The 18664-nt window shown below is 73.1% G+C and carries 16 protein-coding genes; 7 read left to right on the top strand and 9 right to left on the bottom strand.

The features are described 5' to 3' along the window. Nucleotides 1-161: 161 nt before the first annotated feature. On the top strand, nt 162-2027 hold the full coding sequence (gene asnB / locus ACIGXW_RS29590) for an asparagine synthase (glutamine-hydrolyzing) (protein WP_399575812.1): 1866 nt from the start codon (nt 162-164) through the stop codon (nt 2025-2027). A gap of 14 nt (nt 2028-2041) precedes the next feature. Then, a complete protein-coding gene (locus ACIGXW_RS29585; protein WP_071964904.1) occupies nt 2042-2416 on the top strand; it encodes a GntR family transcriptional regulator in 375 nt (124 codons plus the stop codon). A 161-nt stretch (nt 2417-2577) separates the two neighbouring features. Here the strand turns inward: ACIGXW_RS29585 and ACIGXW_RS29580 are convergent, their stop codons facing one another. Next, nucleotides 2578-3681 (bottom strand): DUF5925 domain-containing protein, encoded by a 1104-nt coding sequence (locus tag ACIGXW_RS29580; protein WP_399575809.1) that lies wholly within the window; start codon nt 3679-3681, stop codon nt 2578-2580. 113 nt (nt 3682-3794) lie between these two features. Between ACIGXW_RS29580 and ACIGXW_RS29575 the strand changes: the two genes are divergently transcribed. The 3 genes from ACIGXW_RS29575 (at nt 3795) to ACIGXW_RS29565 (ending at nt 6200) form a co-directional block, all read left to right on the top strand. Further along, a complete protein-coding gene (locus ACIGXW_RS29575; protein ID WP_399575807.1) occupies nt 3795-5201 on the top strand; it encodes a xylan 1,4-beta-xylosidase in 1407 nt (468 codons plus the stop codon). A gap of 118 nt (nt 5202-5319) precedes the next feature. After that, nucleotides 5320-5574, top strand: a complete 255-nt coding sequence (locus tag ACIGXW_RS29570; RefSeq protein ID WP_399575805.1) for a hypothetical protein — start codon at nt 5320-5322, stop codon at nt 5572-5574. A 2-nt stretch (nt 5575-5576) separates the two neighbouring features. Continuing rightward, a complete protein-coding gene (locus ACIGXW_RS29565) occupies nt 5577-6200 on the top strand; it encodes a hypothetical protein (protein WP_071964907.1) in 624 nt (207 codons plus the stop codon). Nucleotides 6201-6211: 11 nt separating this feature from the next. Here the strand turns inward: ACIGXW_RS29565 and ACIGXW_RS29560 are convergent, their stop codons facing one another. The 6 genes from ACIGXW_RS29560 to ACIGXW_RS29535 all read right to left on the bottom strand — a co-directional run bounded on the left by ACIGXW_RS29560 (nt 6212) and on the right by ACIGXW_RS29535 (nt 14488). Further along, nucleotides 6212-9838 carry a lipopolysaccharide biosynthesis protein gene (locus ACIGXW_RS29560; RefSeq protein ID WP_399575804.1) on the bottom strand — a complete coding sequence of 1209 codons (3627 nt, stop codon included), beginning with the start codon at nt 9836-9838 and terminating at the stop codon, nt 6212-6214. After that, the gene (locus ACIGXW_RS29555; RefSeq protein WP_399575803.1) at nt 9831-10631 is read right to left on the bottom strand and encodes a polysaccharide deacetylase family protein; all 801 of its coding nucleotides are present in this window, start codon (nt 10629-10631) and stop codon (nt 9831-9833) included. The genes ACIGXW_RS29560 and ACIGXW_RS29555 overlap by 8 nt, the downstream gene beginning before the upstream one ends. After that, nucleotides 10628-11701 carry a glycosyltransferase gene (locus tag ACIGXW_RS29550; RefSeq protein ID WP_399575801.1) on the bottom strand — a complete coding sequence of 358 codons (1074 nt, stop codon included), beginning with the start codon at nt 11699-11701 and terminating at the stop codon, nt 10628-10630. Before ACIGXW_RS29550 ends, ACIGXW_RS29555 begins: the two co-directional genes overlap by 4 nt. Then, nucleotides 11698-12516 (bottom strand): glycosyltransferase family 2 protein, encoded by an 819-nt coding sequence (locus ACIGXW_RS29545; RefSeq protein ID WP_360913686.1) that lies wholly within the window; start codon nt 12514-12516, stop codon nt 11698-11700. The genes ACIGXW_RS29550 and ACIGXW_RS29545 overlap by 4 nt, the downstream gene beginning before the upstream one ends. Nucleotides 12517-12924: 408 nt before the next feature. Next, complete coding sequence (locus tag ACIGXW_RS29540) at nt 12925-14019, bottom strand: GNAT family N-acetyltransferase (RefSeq protein WP_399575799.1); 1095 nt, start codon at nt 14017-14019, stop codon at nt 12925-12927. Between the two features lies 1 nt (nt 14020). Next, complete coding sequence (locus tag ACIGXW_RS29535; protein ID WP_399575798.1) at nt 14021-14488, bottom strand: hypothetical protein; 468 nt, start codon at nt 14486-14488, stop codon at nt 14021-14023. A gap of 306 nt (nt 14489-14794) precedes the next feature. Here ACIGXW_RS29535 and ACIGXW_RS29530 point away from each other — a divergent pair, with 306 nt between their 5' ends. Next, nucleotides 14795-15598: an SGNH/GDSL hydrolase family protein gene (locus tag ACIGXW_RS29530; RefSeq protein ID WP_399575797.1), complete on the top strand. Its 804-nt coding sequence runs from the start codon at nt 14795-14797 to the stop codon at nt 15596-15598. Here the strand turns inward: ACIGXW_RS29530 and ACIGXW_RS29525 are convergent. Continuing rightward, nucleotides 15587-17257, bottom strand: a complete 1671-nt coding sequence (locus tag ACIGXW_RS29525; RefSeq protein WP_399575795.1) for a protein kinase — start codon at nt 17255-17257, stop codon at nt 15587-15589. The two genes, ACIGXW_RS29530 and ACIGXW_RS29525, sit on opposite strands and share 12 nt — an antisense overlap. Nucleotides 17258-17492: 235 nt before the next feature. On the opposite strand from ACIGXW_RS29525, the gene ACIGXW_RS29520 reads away from it, so the two are divergent. After that, on the top strand, nt 17493-17783 hold the full coding sequence (locus tag ACIGXW_RS29520) for a hypothetical protein (RefSeq protein ID WP_071961949.1): 291 nt from the start codon (nt 17493-17495) through the stop codon (nt 17781-17783). A 111-nt stretch (nt 17784-17894) separates the two neighbouring features. Here the strand turns inward: ACIGXW_RS29520 and ACIGXW_RS29515 are convergent, their stop codons facing one another. Beyond that, complete coding sequence (locus ACIGXW_RS29515; protein ID WP_399575794.1) at nt 17895-18644, bottom strand: GntR family transcriptional regulator; 750 nt, start codon at nt 18642-18644, stop codon at nt 17895-17897. Nucleotides 18645-18664 lie beyond the last annotated feature (20 nt).

Raw genomic sequence — 18664 nt, 5'->3', positions numbered from 1 at the left:
GGCCCCCACGACTTTGCCAAATGTAGATGGTGGATGCATCTATGTAGGCGTAGCGTCGCAGTCGCGGTCCGCGGAAAGGGACGGTGCGGACCGCGACCACGGGGGCTCGAGCCGCACCCCGGCACCTCCGGGGTGGCCTACCGAAAGGGGACACCGCGACCATGTGCGGCATCACCGGATGGATCTCCTACGACCAGGACCTCACGCGCCTGCCCGGGGCCCGGGACACCCTCGACGCGATGACGGCCACCATGATCTGCCGCGGCCCCGACGCCGGCGGCATCTGGCTGGACACCCACGCCGCCCTCGGCCACCGGCGCCTCGCCGTCATCGACATCGAGGGCGGCCGCCAGCCCATGCTCGTCGAGCACGACGGCCGCACCCGGCTCGCCCTCACCTACAGCGGCGAGGTCTACAACTACCGCGAGCTGCGCGCCGAACTCGAGGCCCACGGCCACACCTTCCGCACCCACAGCGACACCGAGGTCGTCCTCCACGCCTACCTCCGATGGGGCGAGGATTTCACCACCCGCCTCAACGGCATGTACGCCTTCGCCCTGTGGGACCCGCGCTCCGAGGAACTCCTCCTGGTCCGCGACCGCATGGGCATCAAGCCGCTCTACTACCACCCCACCCCCGACGGCGTGCTCTTCGGCTCCGAACCCAAGGCCGTCCTCGCCCACCCCGCCGTACGCCCCGCCGTCGACGCCGAGGGCCTCGCCGAGCTGCTGGCCTTCACCAAGACCCCCGGCCACGCCGTCTACAAGGGCATGTACGAGCTGCGCCCCGGCCACACCGCGCGCATCCGCCGCACGGGCCTGACAGTGCGCCGCTACTGGGGACTGGAGGCGAGGGAGCACACCGACGACACCGCCACCACCGTCCGGCACGTGCGCGAGCTGCTCGACGACATCGTCGCCCGCCAGCTCGTCGCCGACGTCCCCCTGTGCACCCTGCTCTCCGGCGGCCTCGACTCCTCCGCCATCACCGCCCTCGCCGCCAAGGGCCTCGCCGAGACCGGCCGCGGCCCGGTGCGTTCGTTCTCCGTGGACTTCACCGGCCACACCGACCACTTCAAGGCCGACGCCCTGCGGCCCACCCCCGACGGCCCCTACGCCCACGCGCTGGCCGAACACGTGCGCTCCGACCACACCGACATCGTGCTCGACACCGCCGCCCTCATGGACCCGGCCCACCGCGACGCCGTCCTCACCGCCCGCGACCTGCCCATCGCCGGCTTCGGCGACGGCGACACCTCGCTGTACCTCCTCTTCAAGGCCATACGCGAACAGTCCACCGTCGCCCTGTCCGGCGAGTCCGCGGACGAGATCTTCGGCGGCTACCGGTGGTTCCACGACCCCGGGTCCGTCCACGCCGACACCTTCCCGTGGATCGCCGCGGGCGTCGCCGACCACTTCTCCGGCGAGAACAGCGGCGGCCGCGTCGCCCTGCTCGACAAGGGCCTCCTCGCCAAGATCGACATGCCGGGCTACCAGGACGCGCGCTACCGCGAGGCCCTCGCCGAAGTCCCCCGTCTGCGGGGTGAGAGCGGCCTGCAGCGGCGCATGCGGGAGATCGGCTACCTGCACCTGACCCGCTTCGTGCAGATGCTCCTCGACCGCAAGGACCGGGCCAGCATGGCCACCGGACTGGAGGTCCGCGTCCCCTTCTGCGACCACCGCCTGGTGAGCTACGTCTTCAACACCCCCTGGTCCATGAAGACCTTCGACGGCCGCGAGAAGTCCCTGCTGCGCGCTGCCACCCGCGACCTGCTGCCCGCCGCCGTCGCCGACCGGGTCAAGAGCCCCTACCCCAGCACCCAGGACCCGCGCTACGCCGTGGCCCTGCAGACCAGGCTGCGGCAGGTGCTCGCCGACCCGGACGCGCCCGTACGCCCCCTGCTCGACCAGGGCACCGTCGCCCGCGCCCTCGCCGAGGACGCGGGCGACTCCTTCCGTTCCGCCACCGAGGTCGTCCTCGGCATCGACACCTGGCTGCGGGGCTACGGCGCCGCACTGGAGCTGTAGCGCACAATGGCCGTATGGCTTTGCAGATGACCGTCGACCCGGACGCCGCCGAACCTCCCTACGAGCAGATCCGCGCCCGCATCGCCGAGCGCGCCCGCTCCGGCGCGCTCCCGGTGGGCTACAAGCTGCCGACCGTGCGCGGCTTCGCCGAGGAACTGGGCCTGGCCGCCAACACCGTGGCCAAGGCCTACCGGGCGCTCGAAGCGGACGGGGTCATCGAGACGCGGGGCCGCAACGGCACGTTCATCGCGGCGCCGGGCGACACGGCCGACCGCGAAGCGGCGGCGGCGGCCGCCGCCTATGCGCAGCGGGCGCACCGTTTGGGGCTGGACGCCGGGGCGGCGCTGGCCGCCGTACAGGACGCGCTGCGCGTCGCCTACGGCGACTGATTCGGGGGCTCCGCCCCCGGACCCCCGGTCCTCAAACGCCGGACGGGCTGATTTTGTTGCCCGAACCGGCGGATCTGTTGCCCGGAGCCGGCGAAAAATCCAGCCCGTCCGGCGCTTGAGGACAAGAAACGGTGAAAGGGCGGGGCAGGGGCAAAATCCCGTTACAGGTACAACCCCGCATCCGCACCCTCCTGCTGGGCCGGCACCGAGGTCGGCCCCGTGCCGCGTCGCAGGGCGAAGAGCTCGGCCAGGGTCGCTCCCGAGCGGCCCACGCCCTCCTCGCGGCCCAGCCAGCCCACCGCCTCCGCCCGCGTCAGCGGTCCCACCTCGATCCGCGCCAGACAGCGCCCGGGCCGCACCACGGCGGGATGCAGCCGCTCCAGGTCCTCGTTGGTGGTGACGCCCACCAGGACGTTGCGGCCCTGCCCCAGCAGGCCGTCCGTCAGGTTGAGCAGGCGCGAGAGCGCCTGGCCGGCCGCGTGCCGTGCCTCGCCGCGGATCAGCTCGTCGCAGTCCTCCAGGAGCAGCAGCCGCCAGCGGCCCTTCGCCGAGCCGTCCTCCTCGCCGATCGCGATGTCCATCAGATAGCCGACGTCGTTCAGCAGCCGCTCGGGGTCCAGCACGCAGTCCACCTGGCACCAGTCCCGCCAGGAGCGGGCCAGCGTCCGCAGCGCGGAGGTCTTGCCGGTGCCCGGCGGGCCGTGCAGGAGCAGCAGCCGGCCCGCGATGTCGTCCGGGGTGACCTTCATCAGCCCGTCCATCGCCTCGGCCACCGGCGCCGTGTAGTTGGCCCGGACCTCCTCCCAGGTGCCGGCGGAGATCTGCCGGGTCGTGCGGTACGGGCCGCGCCGGGGGGAGAGGTACCAGAACCCCATCGTGACGTGCTCGGGCTGGGGCTCGGGGTCGTCCTCGGCGCCCTCCACCGCCTGCTCCAGCACCTTCTTGGCAAGCTCGTCGCTGACGGCCGTCACCGTCACGTCCGCGCTGCGGTTCCAGCGGGCCGCCAGCAGCGACCAGCCGTCCCCCTCGGCGAGAAGCGCCCTGCGGTCGTCGTCCCGCGCCGAGCGCACCACGCGCGCCTCCGGCGGCAGGAGCGAGGCGCCGGAGCGGACGCGCTCCACCGAGTGGCCCCGCGCGTAGGGCTGTTCGCCGCGGGTGAAGGGGCCGAGGAAGAGGGCGTCGATGACGTCGGCGGGAGTGTCGCCGTCCACGTTCAGCCGGATGAGCGGGGACGGCGGGCGTTCGGCACTCGTGTCGGCACACATGCCGCCCATGATCCGGCACGGAACGCCCCGGCGCACCCTGGTTTTCCCCGGTTCCGCCCCCGTTGGCCGAGAAGCCGCCGCACACCGTTTCCGCCGCGGTTACCCTTTCCGTGATGGGACGTCATGGTGAAGGTCGGCCGTCGCCCCGGCCGGCGCGGTGGCAGCCGAAGGGGACGCGGTGGCGGTCGCGGCCGTCACGGTGGCGGCTCACGGCGCTGCTCTCGGCCGCCCTCCTGACCCTCGCGGCGCTGGTCACCGTCTCCCTCGAGGCCTGGCACGCACGGGACCGGCCCGCTCGCCCGAACGCCGCCGCGGCCACCATAGGCTGGGGCTTCACCCACACCCAGCACAGCGCCGACCGGGGCCAGGACGCCGCCCGCCGCAACGCCGCGAAGACCCTCTCCGGCGCCCCCATGCCGCAGAACCAGCACATCATGGGCTGGGGCGCCGACAACCCCGAACCCCGGCCGGGAAAGTACAACTTCACCGACCTCGACCGGCGGGTGGCGCTCATGCGCAGTACGGGCACCACGCCGGTGCTGACGCTGTGCTGCGCCCCGGACTGGATGAAGGGCGGCGGCGAGCGGACGAACTGGTCGCAGAAGTCCCTGGAGACCGCCCCCGACCGGGCCCACTACAAGGACTTCGCCAAGCTGGCCGGGGTGATCGCCGAACGCTACCCGGACGTACGGCACTTCATCGTCTGGAACGAGTTCAAGGGCTTCTACGACGAATCGAGGAAGCGCTGGGACTACGAGGGGTACACCGAGCTCTACAACCTCGTCTACAAGGAGCTGAAGAAGCGGAACAGGCACGCGCTCGTCGGGGGGCCGTACGTCGTCATGGACAGCGAGGCCCCCGGCGCCGGCTCCGACGCCTCCCGGGTGAGCGGGGACTGGGGCGCGGTGGACCAGCGGGCCGTCGACGCCGTGGAGTACTGGGACGAGCACAAGGAAGGGGCGGACTTCGTCGTCGTCGACGGCGCCAGCTACACCCGTACGGGCAACCGTCCCGTCCCCGACGAGTTCCGGGCCACGCGGAAGTTCGCCGACGTCACCACGTGGCTGAGCAGGACCACGGGCCTGCCGGTGTGGTGGGCCGAGTGGTACGTCGAGCCCGCCGACGAGAACGACGGCCGCAAGACGTGGACCGAGCCGCACCGCGTCGCCGTCCAGGCCAGCGCGCTGATGCGACTGGCCTCGGCGGGTGCGGCCGGAGCGTTCTACTGGAACCCCGAGGAAGAGGGCAGCGACTGCCCCGGCTGTCTGTGGCGAAGCACCGAACTCGCCGACGGCGGCAGCCGGCTGCCGATGCTCGACCTGCTGGAGCGGTTCGCCAAGGCCTTCCCGCCGGGCACGGCCTTCCGCGACGCCGAGGTGGGCGGCGAGGACGCGGCGCGGGTGCAGGTGCTCGCGGCCGGCACCTCCGTGCTGGCCGTCAACACCCAGGACCGGGCCGTCACGGCCCGGGTCGACGGCCGTCAGGTCGAGCTCGGGGCCTTCGAGACCCGCTGGCTGTGACGGCGTACAGGTGGCCGGGGAATCATCCTTCCGGGGCTTGTCCGGGCAGTTGTCATCCGACCCGGGCGCGGCAAGACTTCCAGCGGCGTCACCGAGCGGAAGCGAAAGGAACACCGTCGTGCCCCAGAACGCACGTCAGGCCTTGGTCATCGTCGACGCGGAGGAGAACTACTACGTCCTGCCCCGGGAGGCCGTCGAGACGGCCAAGGCCGCGCCCGAGGCCAAGGCCGCCATCGAGGCACACCTGAGGCCGTACCCGAAGATCCCGCTCGCCGACGGCTACTGCTTCGCCGGCATGCTGAACCTGGCCGACGAGGACGAGATGGCCCACTACACCCCCGAGGCCTCCTGGCCGGTCGCGACCACCTCCTGACCATGGCCGCCCTCCTGTCCCGGACCACCGTCACCCGGGCCGAGCAGCGGTCCTTCGCCGCCCACGGCCACGTCCGCCTCCCCGGGCTGTGGGACCGTGCGCTGGCCGACGGCATCGCCGCGGAGGGCCGCGAGCGGCACGCCGTGGCCGAGGTCCCGCGGCGCGGGCCGCGCACCCCCGTCACCGCCCGGCGCCTGCCCCGCCGGGGCACACCCGCCGCGAGCGGCCCGCTGCTGGCCCGGGTCCATCTGTCGCTGACCGGACTGGCCCGGGCGCTCACCGGACGGCTGCTGGTGCCCACCTTCGCCGCGTACGGCTACTACGAAGGCGACGACGAGGTCTTCCTGCACATCGACACCGAACAGTGCGACCTGACCCTGCTCACCACCGCGTTCGGCGACGTCGGTCCCCTGCACGTCCACCCGGGCCTGATCGGCGCCACCATGGAACAGCTCGGTGCGCTGGAGAGCGATCCGCGCTGGGACCGCACCGGCGGCACGCGCGTCACCTACCCGCACACGGGCGTCACCGCCCTCGACGGCCATGTCCTGCCGCACCACCGGCCCGGACGCCCGGTGACCGGACCGAACGCGGTCGCGGCCCTGTGCTACCGGCCCCTGTTCTAAAAGCCGCGCCCCTACGACATCGTCACCAGCCGCCACAGCAACGACCCCAGCACCACGGCCAGCAGCGGCAGCGAGAACCAGAAGGAGGCCTGCAGCCACCGCAGCTGCCCCACCCCGGGCCGCACCCCCACCCGCACCAGCTCCCGGACCGTCAGCAGCACCAGCAGCGCCACCGCGGCGAGGGCGCCGGCCACCGACCCCGGCGTCCACGTCACCCGCGGCCCGGCCGGGCCGGGGCGGGGCTCCGGCGCGCTGCCGGCGGGCCGGTCCTTCAGCGCGTAGAGCACCGCGTCGTCGTTGGTGAGCACTCGGTGCAGTTCCGGTCGGCCGTCCAGGGAGCGCCGCAGCCGCTGTGCCCAGTCGGGGGCGTACCCCGCACTGAGCTCCAGATAGACGGACTGGCCGCGGTTGACCATCAGATAGGCGTTCGGCCCGGCCTTGCGCAGGGCCGCCACCAGGTCGGGCACCTGCCCGGAATCGCGCGGGGCGAGCACCGGTTCGTAGAGCACCCGTTCCATGTCGCGCGCGCCCCACGGTATCGCGGGCGTGACGTCGTTGACCGTGTCGCTGCTCAGCCACAGCAGCCGTGCCGTGGGCCGGTCGTGGCGGTAGACGTAGTCCATGGCCGCTACCTCGCCGGCGCGGACGCGTTCGAAGGGCTCGTTGCCCCAGCGGGCCACCAGGAAGCCCAGGACGAGTACCAGCCCGGCCAGCATCGCCGCCAGCGGCGCCCTGTACACGCGGGAGCGCCCGGGCTCCGGGCGCGGGAAGAGGGCGAGCGCGGCGAGGGCGCAGGCGCCCGGCAGGGCGAAGAGGAAGACGCGCAGGGCCACTTCGCCGCCGTAGGACTGCATGCCGAAGGCGAGGAACGGCACGCAGGTCAGCACCGCCAGGCAGAGGTCGCGCAGCCCGGCCCGGCGCCGCCGCCACCAGCCCAGCGCGGCGCAGGCCAGCACGCCGGCCGCGAGCGCGACGCGGACGTAGAGCACCATCTTGTGGGTGCTGCTGCCGCCCTCGATGCGGCCCGAGACGGACGAGGAGACATTGCCGCCCAGCGAGCCCAGCCCGCCGAAGAGGTCGTCGAAGTGCCCCGACCAGTACGGCTCCGCCAGGAACCCCACCCACACCGCCAGCAGCACCGCGCACAGCAGGGGCAGCCCGGCCGGGGTCAGCCGGCGCACCAGGACCAGGGCGGTGACGACGCCGAGCATGACGAACGGGGTCAGCTGGTGGCTGGCGACCGAAGCGGCGAACAGGGTGATCACCAGCGCCAGCAGGGCCACCCGGGCACCGCGGCCCGCCGGGGCGACCTCCCGTTCGCCGGGCAGCAGTCTGCCCCGCAGCTGGCCGGGCCAGCGGAACCACATCAGCAGGACGGCCACGAACAGCAGATAGAAGAAGTAGTTGAGCGACTGGGGGGAGAAGTAGTCCTGCCCGACCCAGCCGCACAGCGCGAACAGCCACAGCGCCGTCCACGTCGCCCGCCAGCTCGCCCGTACCGCCCGCAACAGCACGTACAGCGGTGCCAGGCAGAGCAGCTGGACGGCCAGCGGCCACCAGCGCAGCACCTCGGTGAGGTCCCCGGCGCCGCAGGCACGGGCCGCGAACGCGGCCAGGGCGAAGAAGCCGGGCCAGCTCCAGCGCGCGTCGAGGTCGGGCGCGGCGGTGCCGGTGCGGTCGAGGTAGTCCAGGAAGCCCAGGTGCTGCCAGGCCGTGGCGAAGCGCGGCCGGTCCTCCAGCAGCGCGGGCACGGCGTGCAGCGAGACCACGGTCGCCAGCAGCACCGCCGCCAGCAGCCACCGGTGCGGCCGTTCCAGGCACAGGGTGCCCGCGAAGGCGGTCACCAGCAGCCCGGCCCCCAGCAGCGTCGCCACCGGCAGCACGGACACCAGCCCGAACCCGCCCATGCCGTCCAGGTCCACCTCGCCCACGGCTTTCAGCGGTACCCAGTACAGCGCCAGCGCCGCGGCCAGCAGCAGCCAGAGCGCGGCCTGCGGCGTACGCCACCGGCGGGCGGGACGCGGCGCGGCGGCCACCGGCGGGGCCGGGGGCGCGGCCGGCGCCCCGGTCGCCTCGGGCGCGGGCCGCACGTCGGGCCGGCGCTCCAGGTGGTCGATGTCCAGCCGCACCCCCAGCGGGATCGTGTCCGCGTCCAGCGCCGACCGCAGGGCCCAGCGCGTGCCGAACGCGCGGGTCCGGCGGTCCTTGGCACCGTCGTCCCGCCGGTCGCCGTGGACCGCGAGGTCGGCCAGGTCCCCGTCCGGCGGCGCCTCGTCGTCGCCGGCGGCCGGCGGAGCCGCCGGCGACCGGGACGCCGCCTTGAGCACGCCCCGCAGCTTCACCGCCGCTATGGCGGCGATCACCGTCAGGCTGCAGATCTCCGCGACGCCCGCGCCCGTCAGCCCCATCCGGGGCAGCAGCACCAGCGTCAGCCCCAGGACGAGCACGCACAGCAGACCCTGCAGATAGGCCAGCCCGGCCGTCCGGCTCTGTGCCCTCAGCACCGCGAAGTAGACCTCCATCACCACGCGCAGCGCCGCCCCCACCGCGAACCACCGCAGCAGCGGCGTCGCCGCCTCGGCGTACCCACGCCCGAAGAGGCCCAGGACGTACGGCGCGAGGAGGAAGAGCAGCACACAGACCGGCACCATGATCTTGGCCATCCGGCGCAGCGCGGCCCGGCAGTTCTCCGCCAGCCGCGCCGGATCGTGCGAGCCCTCGACGGTCAGTGAGGCGCCCATGTTGATGGCCAGCAGATTGACCGTGCCGGCGATGGTGGAGGTGATGTAGAAGTAGGCGTTGTCGGCGGAGCCGACCTGGGCGGCGACGATCACCGGCACCAGATAGACCACGGCCAGCGAGAACAGCGAGCCGGTGTAGTCCCCCGCGAGGAAGCGGCCCATCTCCCGCCAGGACGCCGGCCGCGCGCTGTCCTCGGTCGCCCGGACGTGCGCCGGCACCAGCCGCCGGAACACCAGCCAGCCCAGCGGCACCACCGACACCGCGATCGAGACCACCCAGGAAACGAACACCCCGGACACCGGCAGCGCCACCGCCAGCCCCACCAGCAGCGCCAGCTTCACCGCCGAGAAGACGGTATTGCCCACCGGCACCCAGAGCGCGCTGCGCAACCCGGTCAGCACCCCGTCCTGCAGGGTGAGCAGGGACCAGGCGACGACCGCCGCGACGAACGCCAGCCCCGGCAGCGGCCCGTCCAGGAACCGGTACGAGGGCCCCCACCGGTCGAGCGTGAGCACGAAGACGCCCGCCGCGAGGGCGACGAGCACCGAACTGCCCGCGTACGTACGGAAGACCAGCCGCCCCGTCGAGCGCCCCGCGACGGGGATGAAGCGGGCGAGCGCCCCCGTGAGCGTCACCGCCGTGAGCCCCGCCAGCAGCTTCATCGCGGCGATGGCCGCCGAGCCCTGGCCGACCGATTCCTCGCTGTAGTAGCGGGCCGCGACCAGCCAGAACCCCACCCCGAGGACGGCGCTGATGCCGGTGTTGAGCATCAGCGCGAAGGCGTTGCGGAACAGTGGGGTGCCGACGCCGCGCCCGGGCAGCCGCAGCCGCCGGGCGGTCGGTTCCACGGCTCTTTCCCCGGTGCGTTCCTCGGGCCGGGCGGTCGTGTCAGGCACGGGCTTCGGTCGCTTTCCTGATGGCGCTGCGGCTTCTGCGGACGACGGCATACCCCTTGGTCAGGGCCCGGTCGCCGGCGAAGAGCCGGCCGAGCCCCCGGCCCTCGACGAGCCGTTCGAACTCGGCGATCCCCGTGGTGCGGCGCACGGTCACCCGCTCCAGGGCGTACGGCCCCTGGCGGCGCGCGGCCAGCGCGTTGCCCACCGCGAGCGAGACCCCGAACCCGGCCGCGCGCACCGTACCGCGCACCCTGCGGCTGGAGTAGCCGTAGGGGTAGGCGAACGACACGGGTGGGTGACCCAGTTCCGCCGTCAGCAGGTCCCGGCAGTGCCGTACCTCGAACGACAGTCGCTCGTCGGTCAGCTGATCGAGCTGGGGGTGGGTATGGCTGTGGCCGCCGATCTCCATGCCCGCCGCGGCCAGCTCCCGCACCTGGTCCCAGCTCAGCATGAGGTCCAGCGCGCCCCCCGCCTCGTGGGCACCGCGCAGCCAGCCCGTCGAGGCGAACAGCGTGGCCACGAAGCCGTGTTCGACCAGGGCGGGGAGGGCGTAGCGGTGCACGCCCTCGTAGCCGTCGTCGAACGTGATGAGCACCGGCTTCGGGGGCAGCCGGCCGCCCCCGCGCCAGGCGTCGGCCAGCTGCCGGGCCGTCAGCGGCGTGAAGCCGAAACCGGCCAGCAGCCGCATCTGCTCGGTGAACGCGCCGGGGGAGACCGACAGCCCGTACGCCGCGCGGGCGGGCGAGAACGCCACCGCGTGGTACATCAGGATCGGCACCGGGACCGCGCTCATGCTCTGTCCCCTTGGCGTTCGCGTGGACGCGCCCCTTCGAGGGACGGCGGCCCGGCCGCCGGCTCGAGCGCGGCCACCGCGAACCGGCCGCCGCCCCGGCGCGCCCGCAGGCTGCCCAGGGCGTAGCCCCCGGCCGCCACGGCCACCCCGGCGACGATCGCCCCCGCCCGCCCCGCGCCGCCCGCCCGGCCCAGCAGCGCGTCGCGAACCCCGCGCGCGACGCCGGCCGGCAGCACGCGCGTGGTGTAGCGGCGCTCGCTCTCCAGTCCGGCCCGGGCCCCCACGCTGTGCGCCACCAGGGCCTTGGACAGGCCCTCGGCGTACGCCCGGGTGCGGAAGTAGCGGAACCGCTCGCGGCCCTCCGGCACCCGGTGGTGGATGACCGAGCGGTCGTCGATCAGCAGGACGGCGTCCGGCAGCGCCCGGGTGAGCCGGATGCAGAGCTCCGTCTCCTCACCGCCCAGCGGCAGCCGGTGGCCGTCGCGGCCGATGCCGCTGGCGAAGCCCCCGACGGCCTCCAGGGCGGTCCGGCGGAAGGAGGCGTTGCCGCCGAGGACGTTGCGGACGGCCACTCTTCCCGGCGGCAGGCCCCGGTAGGTGCAGCCCACGATCCAGTCGAACTCCTCCGGGAACCACGCCGGCCTGCGCCGGGAGGCCCAGACCGGCTGGGTGCGGCCGCCGACGGCCATCACCCGTGGATCGGCGTACCCCTCGGCGAAGTGCAGCAGCCAGTCCCGCTCGGCCACCGCGTCGTCGTCGAGGAAGGCGACGATCTCGCCCGAGGAGGCCGCCACCCCGGTGTTGCGGCCGGCGGACAGCCCCCGGGGCCCGGCGTTGGCCAGCACCCGTACCCGGTGCGCCCCCGCGCCGTCGTCGCCGTAGGTCTTGGCGAGCCGGCGCAGCAGCGCGGGGTTGTGGTCGACCACGAGCAGCGTCTCCAGGGCGGGGTAGGACTGGTCGCGCACCGAGGCCACCGCGGCGAGGATGTCGCCCCAGCGGTCCTCGGTGTAGACGCAGATGACCACCGAGACGCTCGGTGCACCGGTCCGTCCGGTCGGTGCAGCGCTCAAGAGACTTCCCCGTGGTTCGCCGTCGGTGCCAGGGCGAGCGGACGCCGGCGGTGGCCGCGGCGGGAGCCGCGTTCACGGAGGATCACCTTCAGCACCCGCAGCCCGTCGCGCACGGCCCGCAGGTTGCTCGTGCCGTGGATGCGCACGAACTCATGGCTGGGAATCTCCTGGACCCGCAGGCCCGCCTTCACCACTCTGATGTTCATCAGGGTCTCGACCTCGAAGCCGGCGCAGTCCAGTGCGATCTCGTCCAGGCAGTGCTTCCAGAACGCGTTGTAGCCGTAGCACAGGTCGGTGTAGCGGGCGCCGAACTTGTGGTTGACCATGGAGGTCAGCACGCGGTTGCCGAGCTTGCGGATCAGCGTCATGTCGTCCGTGCCGCCCCCGTTGGCGAAGCGGGAGCCCTTGGCGAAGTCGGCGCCGCCGACCAGCGCGGAGACATAGCTGACGATCTCGCCGCCGTCCGCGGAGCCGTCCGCGTCGACCATGACGATGATCTCGCCGGTGCAGGCGGCGAAGCCGGTGATCAGCGCATCGCCCTTGCCCTTGCCGAGCTGCCCGACGACCTTGACGTCCGGGCGCAGATCGCGCGCCACCCGGACGGTGTCGTCGGTGGAGTTGCCGTCGACCAGAACCACTTCGTGGATCCAGTCGGGCAGGGTCTTGAAGACGTACGGAAGGTTCTCCGCCTCGTTCATGGCGGGAATGACGACGCTCACCGGTGGCGCTATCGCGAAGTGCGAGGTCACCGGCCGGTACCGGCCGGGTGACTCGGGATCCTCTTCGCTGGCCGCCGGCCGAAGAAAGGCACTCATGTGTCTTCGTTTCCCTCTCGTCCGGTGGACCGCCTGCCCCAGCGGTCCGATCGTTTATCCGGTTCGAAAAGGGGGTACTCGCCCCGCCCGGCGACGACAGGACGCCGTACGGGCAGGGTGAGTTGGCAAGTAACGCCGGTCGCGCGGCTCGCGACTCGGCACTGCTGACTGGCCGAGCGCGGCACCCCCTGCCGCGCCCCGCGCCGGACACCATCGCGACGCTTGTGAAGCCCTCCCCGGAGCCGCTCAGACATGATGGGCCGATGCGGGTAGATGTACGACGGTATTGAAGCTTGCGACCGTATGGCAAGAGGTGGGGCGGAGACTCCTCCTTTGGTGTTTTTTGCGCCTATGCAACCATCCGCACGGGCTGAGCTATTGACGCCGCCTTCGTCATGGGCGGGTCACTCAACCGCCCGCGCGCAGCCGCCCCATCCGCTTCAGCAGCCGGTCCGCCGGCTCGAACAGCTCCGGCCGTGCCAGCACCGTGTTGCGCAGCGCCCGCACCGGTGCCCGGCGGGCCCGGTACCCCAGCGCCACGGGGTGCCGCCGGGTCACCCAGCCCTCCGAGACGCTCAGCTCGCGGGTCTTGAGCGAGTCCTTGTACGCCTTCACGCCCCGGCCCAGGTCCAGGTAGGCCACCCCGTCGGCGGCCGCCCCCTCGGCCATCCGCAGGTGCAGCACCAGACCGGGGGAGTACTTGGCGAACTCGGGGTCGTAGGCGGGGAACCAGCAGGCCAGCACCGTCTGCGAGCGGAGCCCGAAGTGGGCGGCGACCGGCCGGCCGGAGGCGTAGAGCACCGACAGCAGGCCGGCGAATGACTCCGTGCGGGTGTGGAACAGCTGCTCCACGAGCTGGGCTATCCAGGGGCGTGCGAAGCGGTCTGCGCGCCCTGTTCTTCGGTACTGCGCCGACTTCCAGGCCGTCAGGACCCGCAGCGCCTCCGGATCGCGCTCGTCGTGCACGTACCGCACCTCGCCCAGGTCCCGGCCGAGCCGGCGCTCCTTGGCGAGCGTGGTGCGGGTGAACTTGGGCGACTGCTTGCGCAGCGCCGCCAGATAGCGGTCGTAGCCCTGGTCGACGTCGATGACGGGCGAGGCGTACGCGCCGGAGGCCGTGGCCTCGAACGGCTTCTGCCCCTCGACCAGGTGGTCGAACTCCCACAGGGACAGCCCGCAGGCGTGCAGCAGCTCGCGCGTGTCCCACTGGAAGCCCGGCCGGTGGATCAGGCCCTGGGCGTCCGAGACCCCCAGCCCGATCGCCCGCCCCACCCCCAGGGGGGAGCGCTGGAACGGGAAGAACGCCACCGGCTCGCCGTCCTCGCGCACCACCGCGATGCGCGCCCCGCGCCGGCAGCGGCCGACGGCGAGGGCGAACTCGGGGGCGAGGAAAGGATTCGCGAGCTGTGGCGAGCCGTCCTCCACCGCCCTGGCCTGCAGGGCCGTCCATGCCGCCCGGTCGGCGGCGGTGAGCTCGCCGGGCCGGTACACGCTGATGTCCACCTCAGGAAGCCCGACTTCTCGCGGCGCGGCCCCGGTGTCGCCGTGCCTGTGCCATCAGGAACGAAAGGAGCAGCATTGCGGCGCTGACGGCCGCGACCGCGGCGACGCCGCCGCGCACCGTCCAGGCGTGCAGCGCGAGCATGGTCTGGGCGATCAGCAGGTCCACCGCGACGGCCCCGCCGGTGGCCACCACGGCCCGGCTGAGCGGGTCGAGGCCGCGCAGGGCGGCCGCCAGGGCGCACGCGGGCGCCACGATCAGGAAGAACAGCGTGAACGGCGCACGCAGTGGTGAGGTGATGTCGGCGAGCGCCAGCGCGCCGCCCACCCCCGCGATGGCCACCGCGGCACCCGCCACCACCGCCAGCGAGTCCCCTGCGGTCGTCCCGCGTCCGGTGCGCTCGTCGCTCCCGTTCCCGTTGCCCGGTTCCTTCGCATCATCAAGCCCGGTGAGATCTGTGAAGCTCTGCATTGGCGACTTTGCCCCCCGAAGCGCCGGATGCCGGGCTTCAATGTCGCGCAGCGGACGAAGGCCCGTCAAGGTGTGAAGGCCATGCGAAAAGCCCCCGCCGGACGGCGCCGCCACAACCGGAGGCTGTCCGCCGGATGAACAGTCGGCGATGCCGTCCGACGGTACGACGTATGGTCAGCCGACCGTCAACTCACCCCGTCACGCAATGTGTTGCCAGCTTGATGTCAGATTTGGCATGGACACTTCCAGTGACACAGGGTTGCTGCTACCACTGAGGTAGTTGAAAACCCTGCTAAAGGAGGTTCCATGAAACTGTCCCGTTGCGCGGGTGCATTGTCCGCCCTGCTCCTGTCCACCACCCTCGCCCTCGGCGGCGCCGGCACCGCCCACTCCGCCCAACAGTCGTCAACCCCCGCCTATGTAGCGCTCGGTGACTCCTACGCGTCCGGCGTCGGCGCCGGCGGCTACGACTCCGCCAGCGGTGGCTGCAAGCGCAGCAGCAAGGCCTACCCAGCGCTATGGGCAGCCGCGCACGCCCCCGCGAGCTTCGCTTTCACCGCATGTTCCGGCGCCCGAACGGGTGATGTCCTCAGCGGTCAGCTCGGTCCGCTGAACGCCTCCACCGGCCTCGTCAGCATCAGCGTCGGCGGCAACGACGCGGGATTCGCCGACACCATGACGTCCTGTGTGCTCGGCACGGACAGCGCCTGCCTGAACCGCATCGCCACGGCGCGCACCTTCATCCAGAACGAACTGCCCGCCAAGCTCGACGGCGTCTACACGGCCATCCACTCCAGAGCCCCCCGGGCCCACGTCGTCGTCCTCGGCTACCCGCGCTTCTACAGGACCGGCGGCACCTGCGTCGGCCTCAGCGACACCAAGAGAAAGGCCATCAACGCCGCCTCCGACCACATCAACTCCGTCATCGCCAAGCGCGCCGCCGACCACGGCTTCGCCTACGGGGACGTCAACACCACCTTCGCCGGACACGAGATCTGCTCCGGCAACTCCTGGCTGCACAGCGTCGCCTTCCCCATCGAGGAGTCCTACCACCCCAACGCCGCCGGACAGTCGGGCGGCTATCTGCCGGTCTTCTCCTCAGCGGCCTGATCCGTACACCCCGCCGTAGGCGGCCTGGCCCGTCGGCGAGACCGCCGACGGGCCGGGGGCCGGATAGCCGGAGGACGCCGAAGGCCGGGGGGAGCCGGACCAGGTGGAGGAACCGGAGGGGGACGCCCCACCCGTCGGGGGCCTCGCGCACGACACGGTGAACGCGACCCGACGGGACGTCAGCTGCCGTGGACTCCTGACCTCGAGGGCGATCCAGTCCTGGTCCGGGTCGGTGGCGCGGTGGCTCACCTCGGTGTGCTTGAGCACCAGGGCCCGGGTGCCCTCGCCGGCCCGGACGGTCTTCCAGCCGCCGTCCGTCACGCTCCCGCTGCCCGTGACCCACCGGTAGACGACGTCCACCGGCGAGCGGTCCACGGTGACGGCCGCCTGGAAGGCGGGCGCCGACCCCTCCGGCGGCGGACAGGGCCCGGAGTAGCGGTCGCGCAGCGCGGCGAGCGTCACACCCGTCACGCCCTGGCCGGAACCGGCCGACGACGGGGCCGCCGTCCCGCCGCCCTGCGAAGCCGCCCCCGCGTTCTTCTCGCCGCTGCCGCTCGCCCCGCCCGCGCCCGCCGAGCCCCCGCCGTCCGACCCGCCGCCCCCGGTCAGCGCCCACACCAACCCGCCCACCGCCAGCACCGCGACCAGCGCCCCGGCCACGAGAGCCGCCCGCCGCCGGCCGGGCGCGGGAGTACCCGGGGCGCTCCCGCCCGTCTCCGGCGCCGCCGGCGGCACAGGTCCGCCGCCGTGGTGCGCCGCGCCCTGCGACGGCGAAGGCGCCTGCGGTGCCGCGACCGTCGGGGCGTAGGCACCCGGCGCCGGGCGCGCCGGCCGCTCGGCCGCCACCTGGCGCAGCAGCCGCTCGGCCTCGGCGGCGCCCAGCCGCAGCGCCGGGTCCTTGCGCAGCAGCCCGTCCAGTACGGGCGCGAGCCCGCCCGCCCGGCGCGGCGGCGGCAGCTCCGCGTCCACCACGGCGCGCAGGGTGCTCAGCGGCGTGTCCTGACGGAACGGCGACATGCCCTCCACCGCCGCGTACAGGGTCACCCCCAGCGACCACAGATCCGACTCCGGCCCCGGCGGGTGCCCCAGCGCCCGCTCCGGGGCCAGGTACTCGGGCGAGCCCACCAGCTGTCCGGTCGCCGTCAGCGCCGAGCTGCCCTCGATCACCGCGATGCCGAAGTCGGAGAGGACGACACGCCCGTCGTTGGCTATCAGTACATTTCCCGGTTTCACGTCGCGGTGCAGTACGCCCACCGCGTGCGCGCCCCGGAGCGCGGCCAGTACCTGCGCGCCGATGTGCGCCGCGCGGGCCGGGTCGAGGGGGCCGTCCGCCTGCAGGAGGTCCGCCAGGGACATGCCGCGCACCAGCTCCATGACGATCCAGGGGCGGCCCTCCTCGTCGACCACGTCGTGGACGGTGACGACGTTGCGGTGCGAGATGCGGGCGGCCGCGCGCCCCTCGCGCTCCAGCCGGGCGTAGAGATGCCGCACGTCGGGGGCCGGCAGCCCGGCCGGCGCCCGCACCTCCTTGACGGCCACCTCGCGGCCCAGCACCTCGTCCCGTGCCCGCCATACCACGCCCATGCCGCCGCGCCCCAGCTCGTCCAGCAGCCGGTAACGGCCCGCCAGCACCCGCCCGGCGCCGGAACTCGCGTCCATGCCGTGTCCCTCCCCCGAGAGCAATTCGGGGTGAATGTACCGCAACGGAGCGTGATTGCCTCGCCCTCGTGCCGTATTGTCCTGGTCAACTCGCGCACAGTGACGTCAGGTTCACGCCATGCCTGTCAACCCCCTTGACGGGGTGGTGAATCGGACCCGCCGATGCGCGGGTGACGCGATGGGGCGATAGGGTTACCCTGCCTGGGCCGGGTGCCTCGTACGGGTGGGGAGTCTCATGGATCAGATAGCAATGCGTAGCAGGGCACGTGTGCCCGCCATCAGCTACGGCAGCGGCGCGTCGAGTGCGCGCCTGGACCGTCACCTCGCGGTGCTCGGCGGGCCCGCCCTGCCGCAGCGCGAGGTCGAGGGCGCGACCGTGCTGATGCGCGAGCTCACCTCGCGTGATCACGTCCGTGCCGGACAGGGCGGGAGCCAGAGCCGGACCGCCCGGGTCTCCCTGTTCGCCCCGCTGCGACGGCTGCGCCGTTCGCTCTTCGGCAGCCACGGCGGCAACCACCACGCCTGACCCCGGCCCGTGCGGTCTGCCCTACCCCCGGGGCATGCCGGTCGGCTCCCCCGGCATCCCCGGCACCCTTCGACACCTCACCCGGCGCGACACCCCGACCCGCTCGCCTGATCAGTGGGCGTCCAGCGTGACCGTGAACGAGAAGCGGTCACCGCGGTAGCGGATGCGGGCCACGTCCACGGCCCGCCCCGCATCGTCGTAGGTGACGCCCGTGTAGTGCAGGATCGGGCTGAGCAGCGGCACCTGCAGCAGCCGGGCCGTCTCCGGGTCCGCCAGCCGCGCCTCCACCGTGTCCGTGATGCGGCTGATCGTCACGCCCACGGTGTCCCGCAGCACCTTCGTCATCGGCCAGCGGGCGAGGTCCGCGAGGTCGATGCGGTCGGCCAGCTCGGGGCGGACGAGGTTCTCCGCCCAGTTCGTCGGCTCTCCCGACTTCTCGTCGCAGCGCAGCCGCCGGTAGGCCATGGCCTCCTTCAGTCCCGGGAAGTGCTCGGCCAGCTCGGCCGGGACCGGCTCCGGGCCGTGGCCGAGCACCGATGTGCGCTCGCCGGACTGCTGGGCGACGATCGTGTCCACCGAGCCGAGCAGCCGTACGGGCGAGCCCCGCCGGGCGCTCGGCTCGATGAAGGTGCCGCGCCGGCGGTGCCGGCTGATCAGGCCCTCCGTCTCCAGCTCCTTCAGCGCCTGCCGCATCGTCAGCACACTGACGCCGTAGTGCTCGGCGAGCGCGTCCTCGGTGGGCAGGCGCAGCGGATCGTCCGGGCGCCGCCCCAGTATGGAGGCGCGCAGCGACTGCGAGACCTGGTACCACAGCGGCAGCTTGCGGTTGAGTGCGAGGGAGTCGGGGGCGAAGGTGGTCACGGGGGCTCCGGCTCTCCAGG

The organism is Streptomyces sp. NPDC053079 (genome assembly GCF_044546695.1).
Taxonomy (GTDB): Bacteria; Actinomycetota; Actinomycetes; order Streptomycetales; family Streptomycetaceae; genus Streptomyces.
Note: the sequence above shows the minus strand (reverse complement) of the source record. Positions and strands in the feature narration are given on the sequence as shown.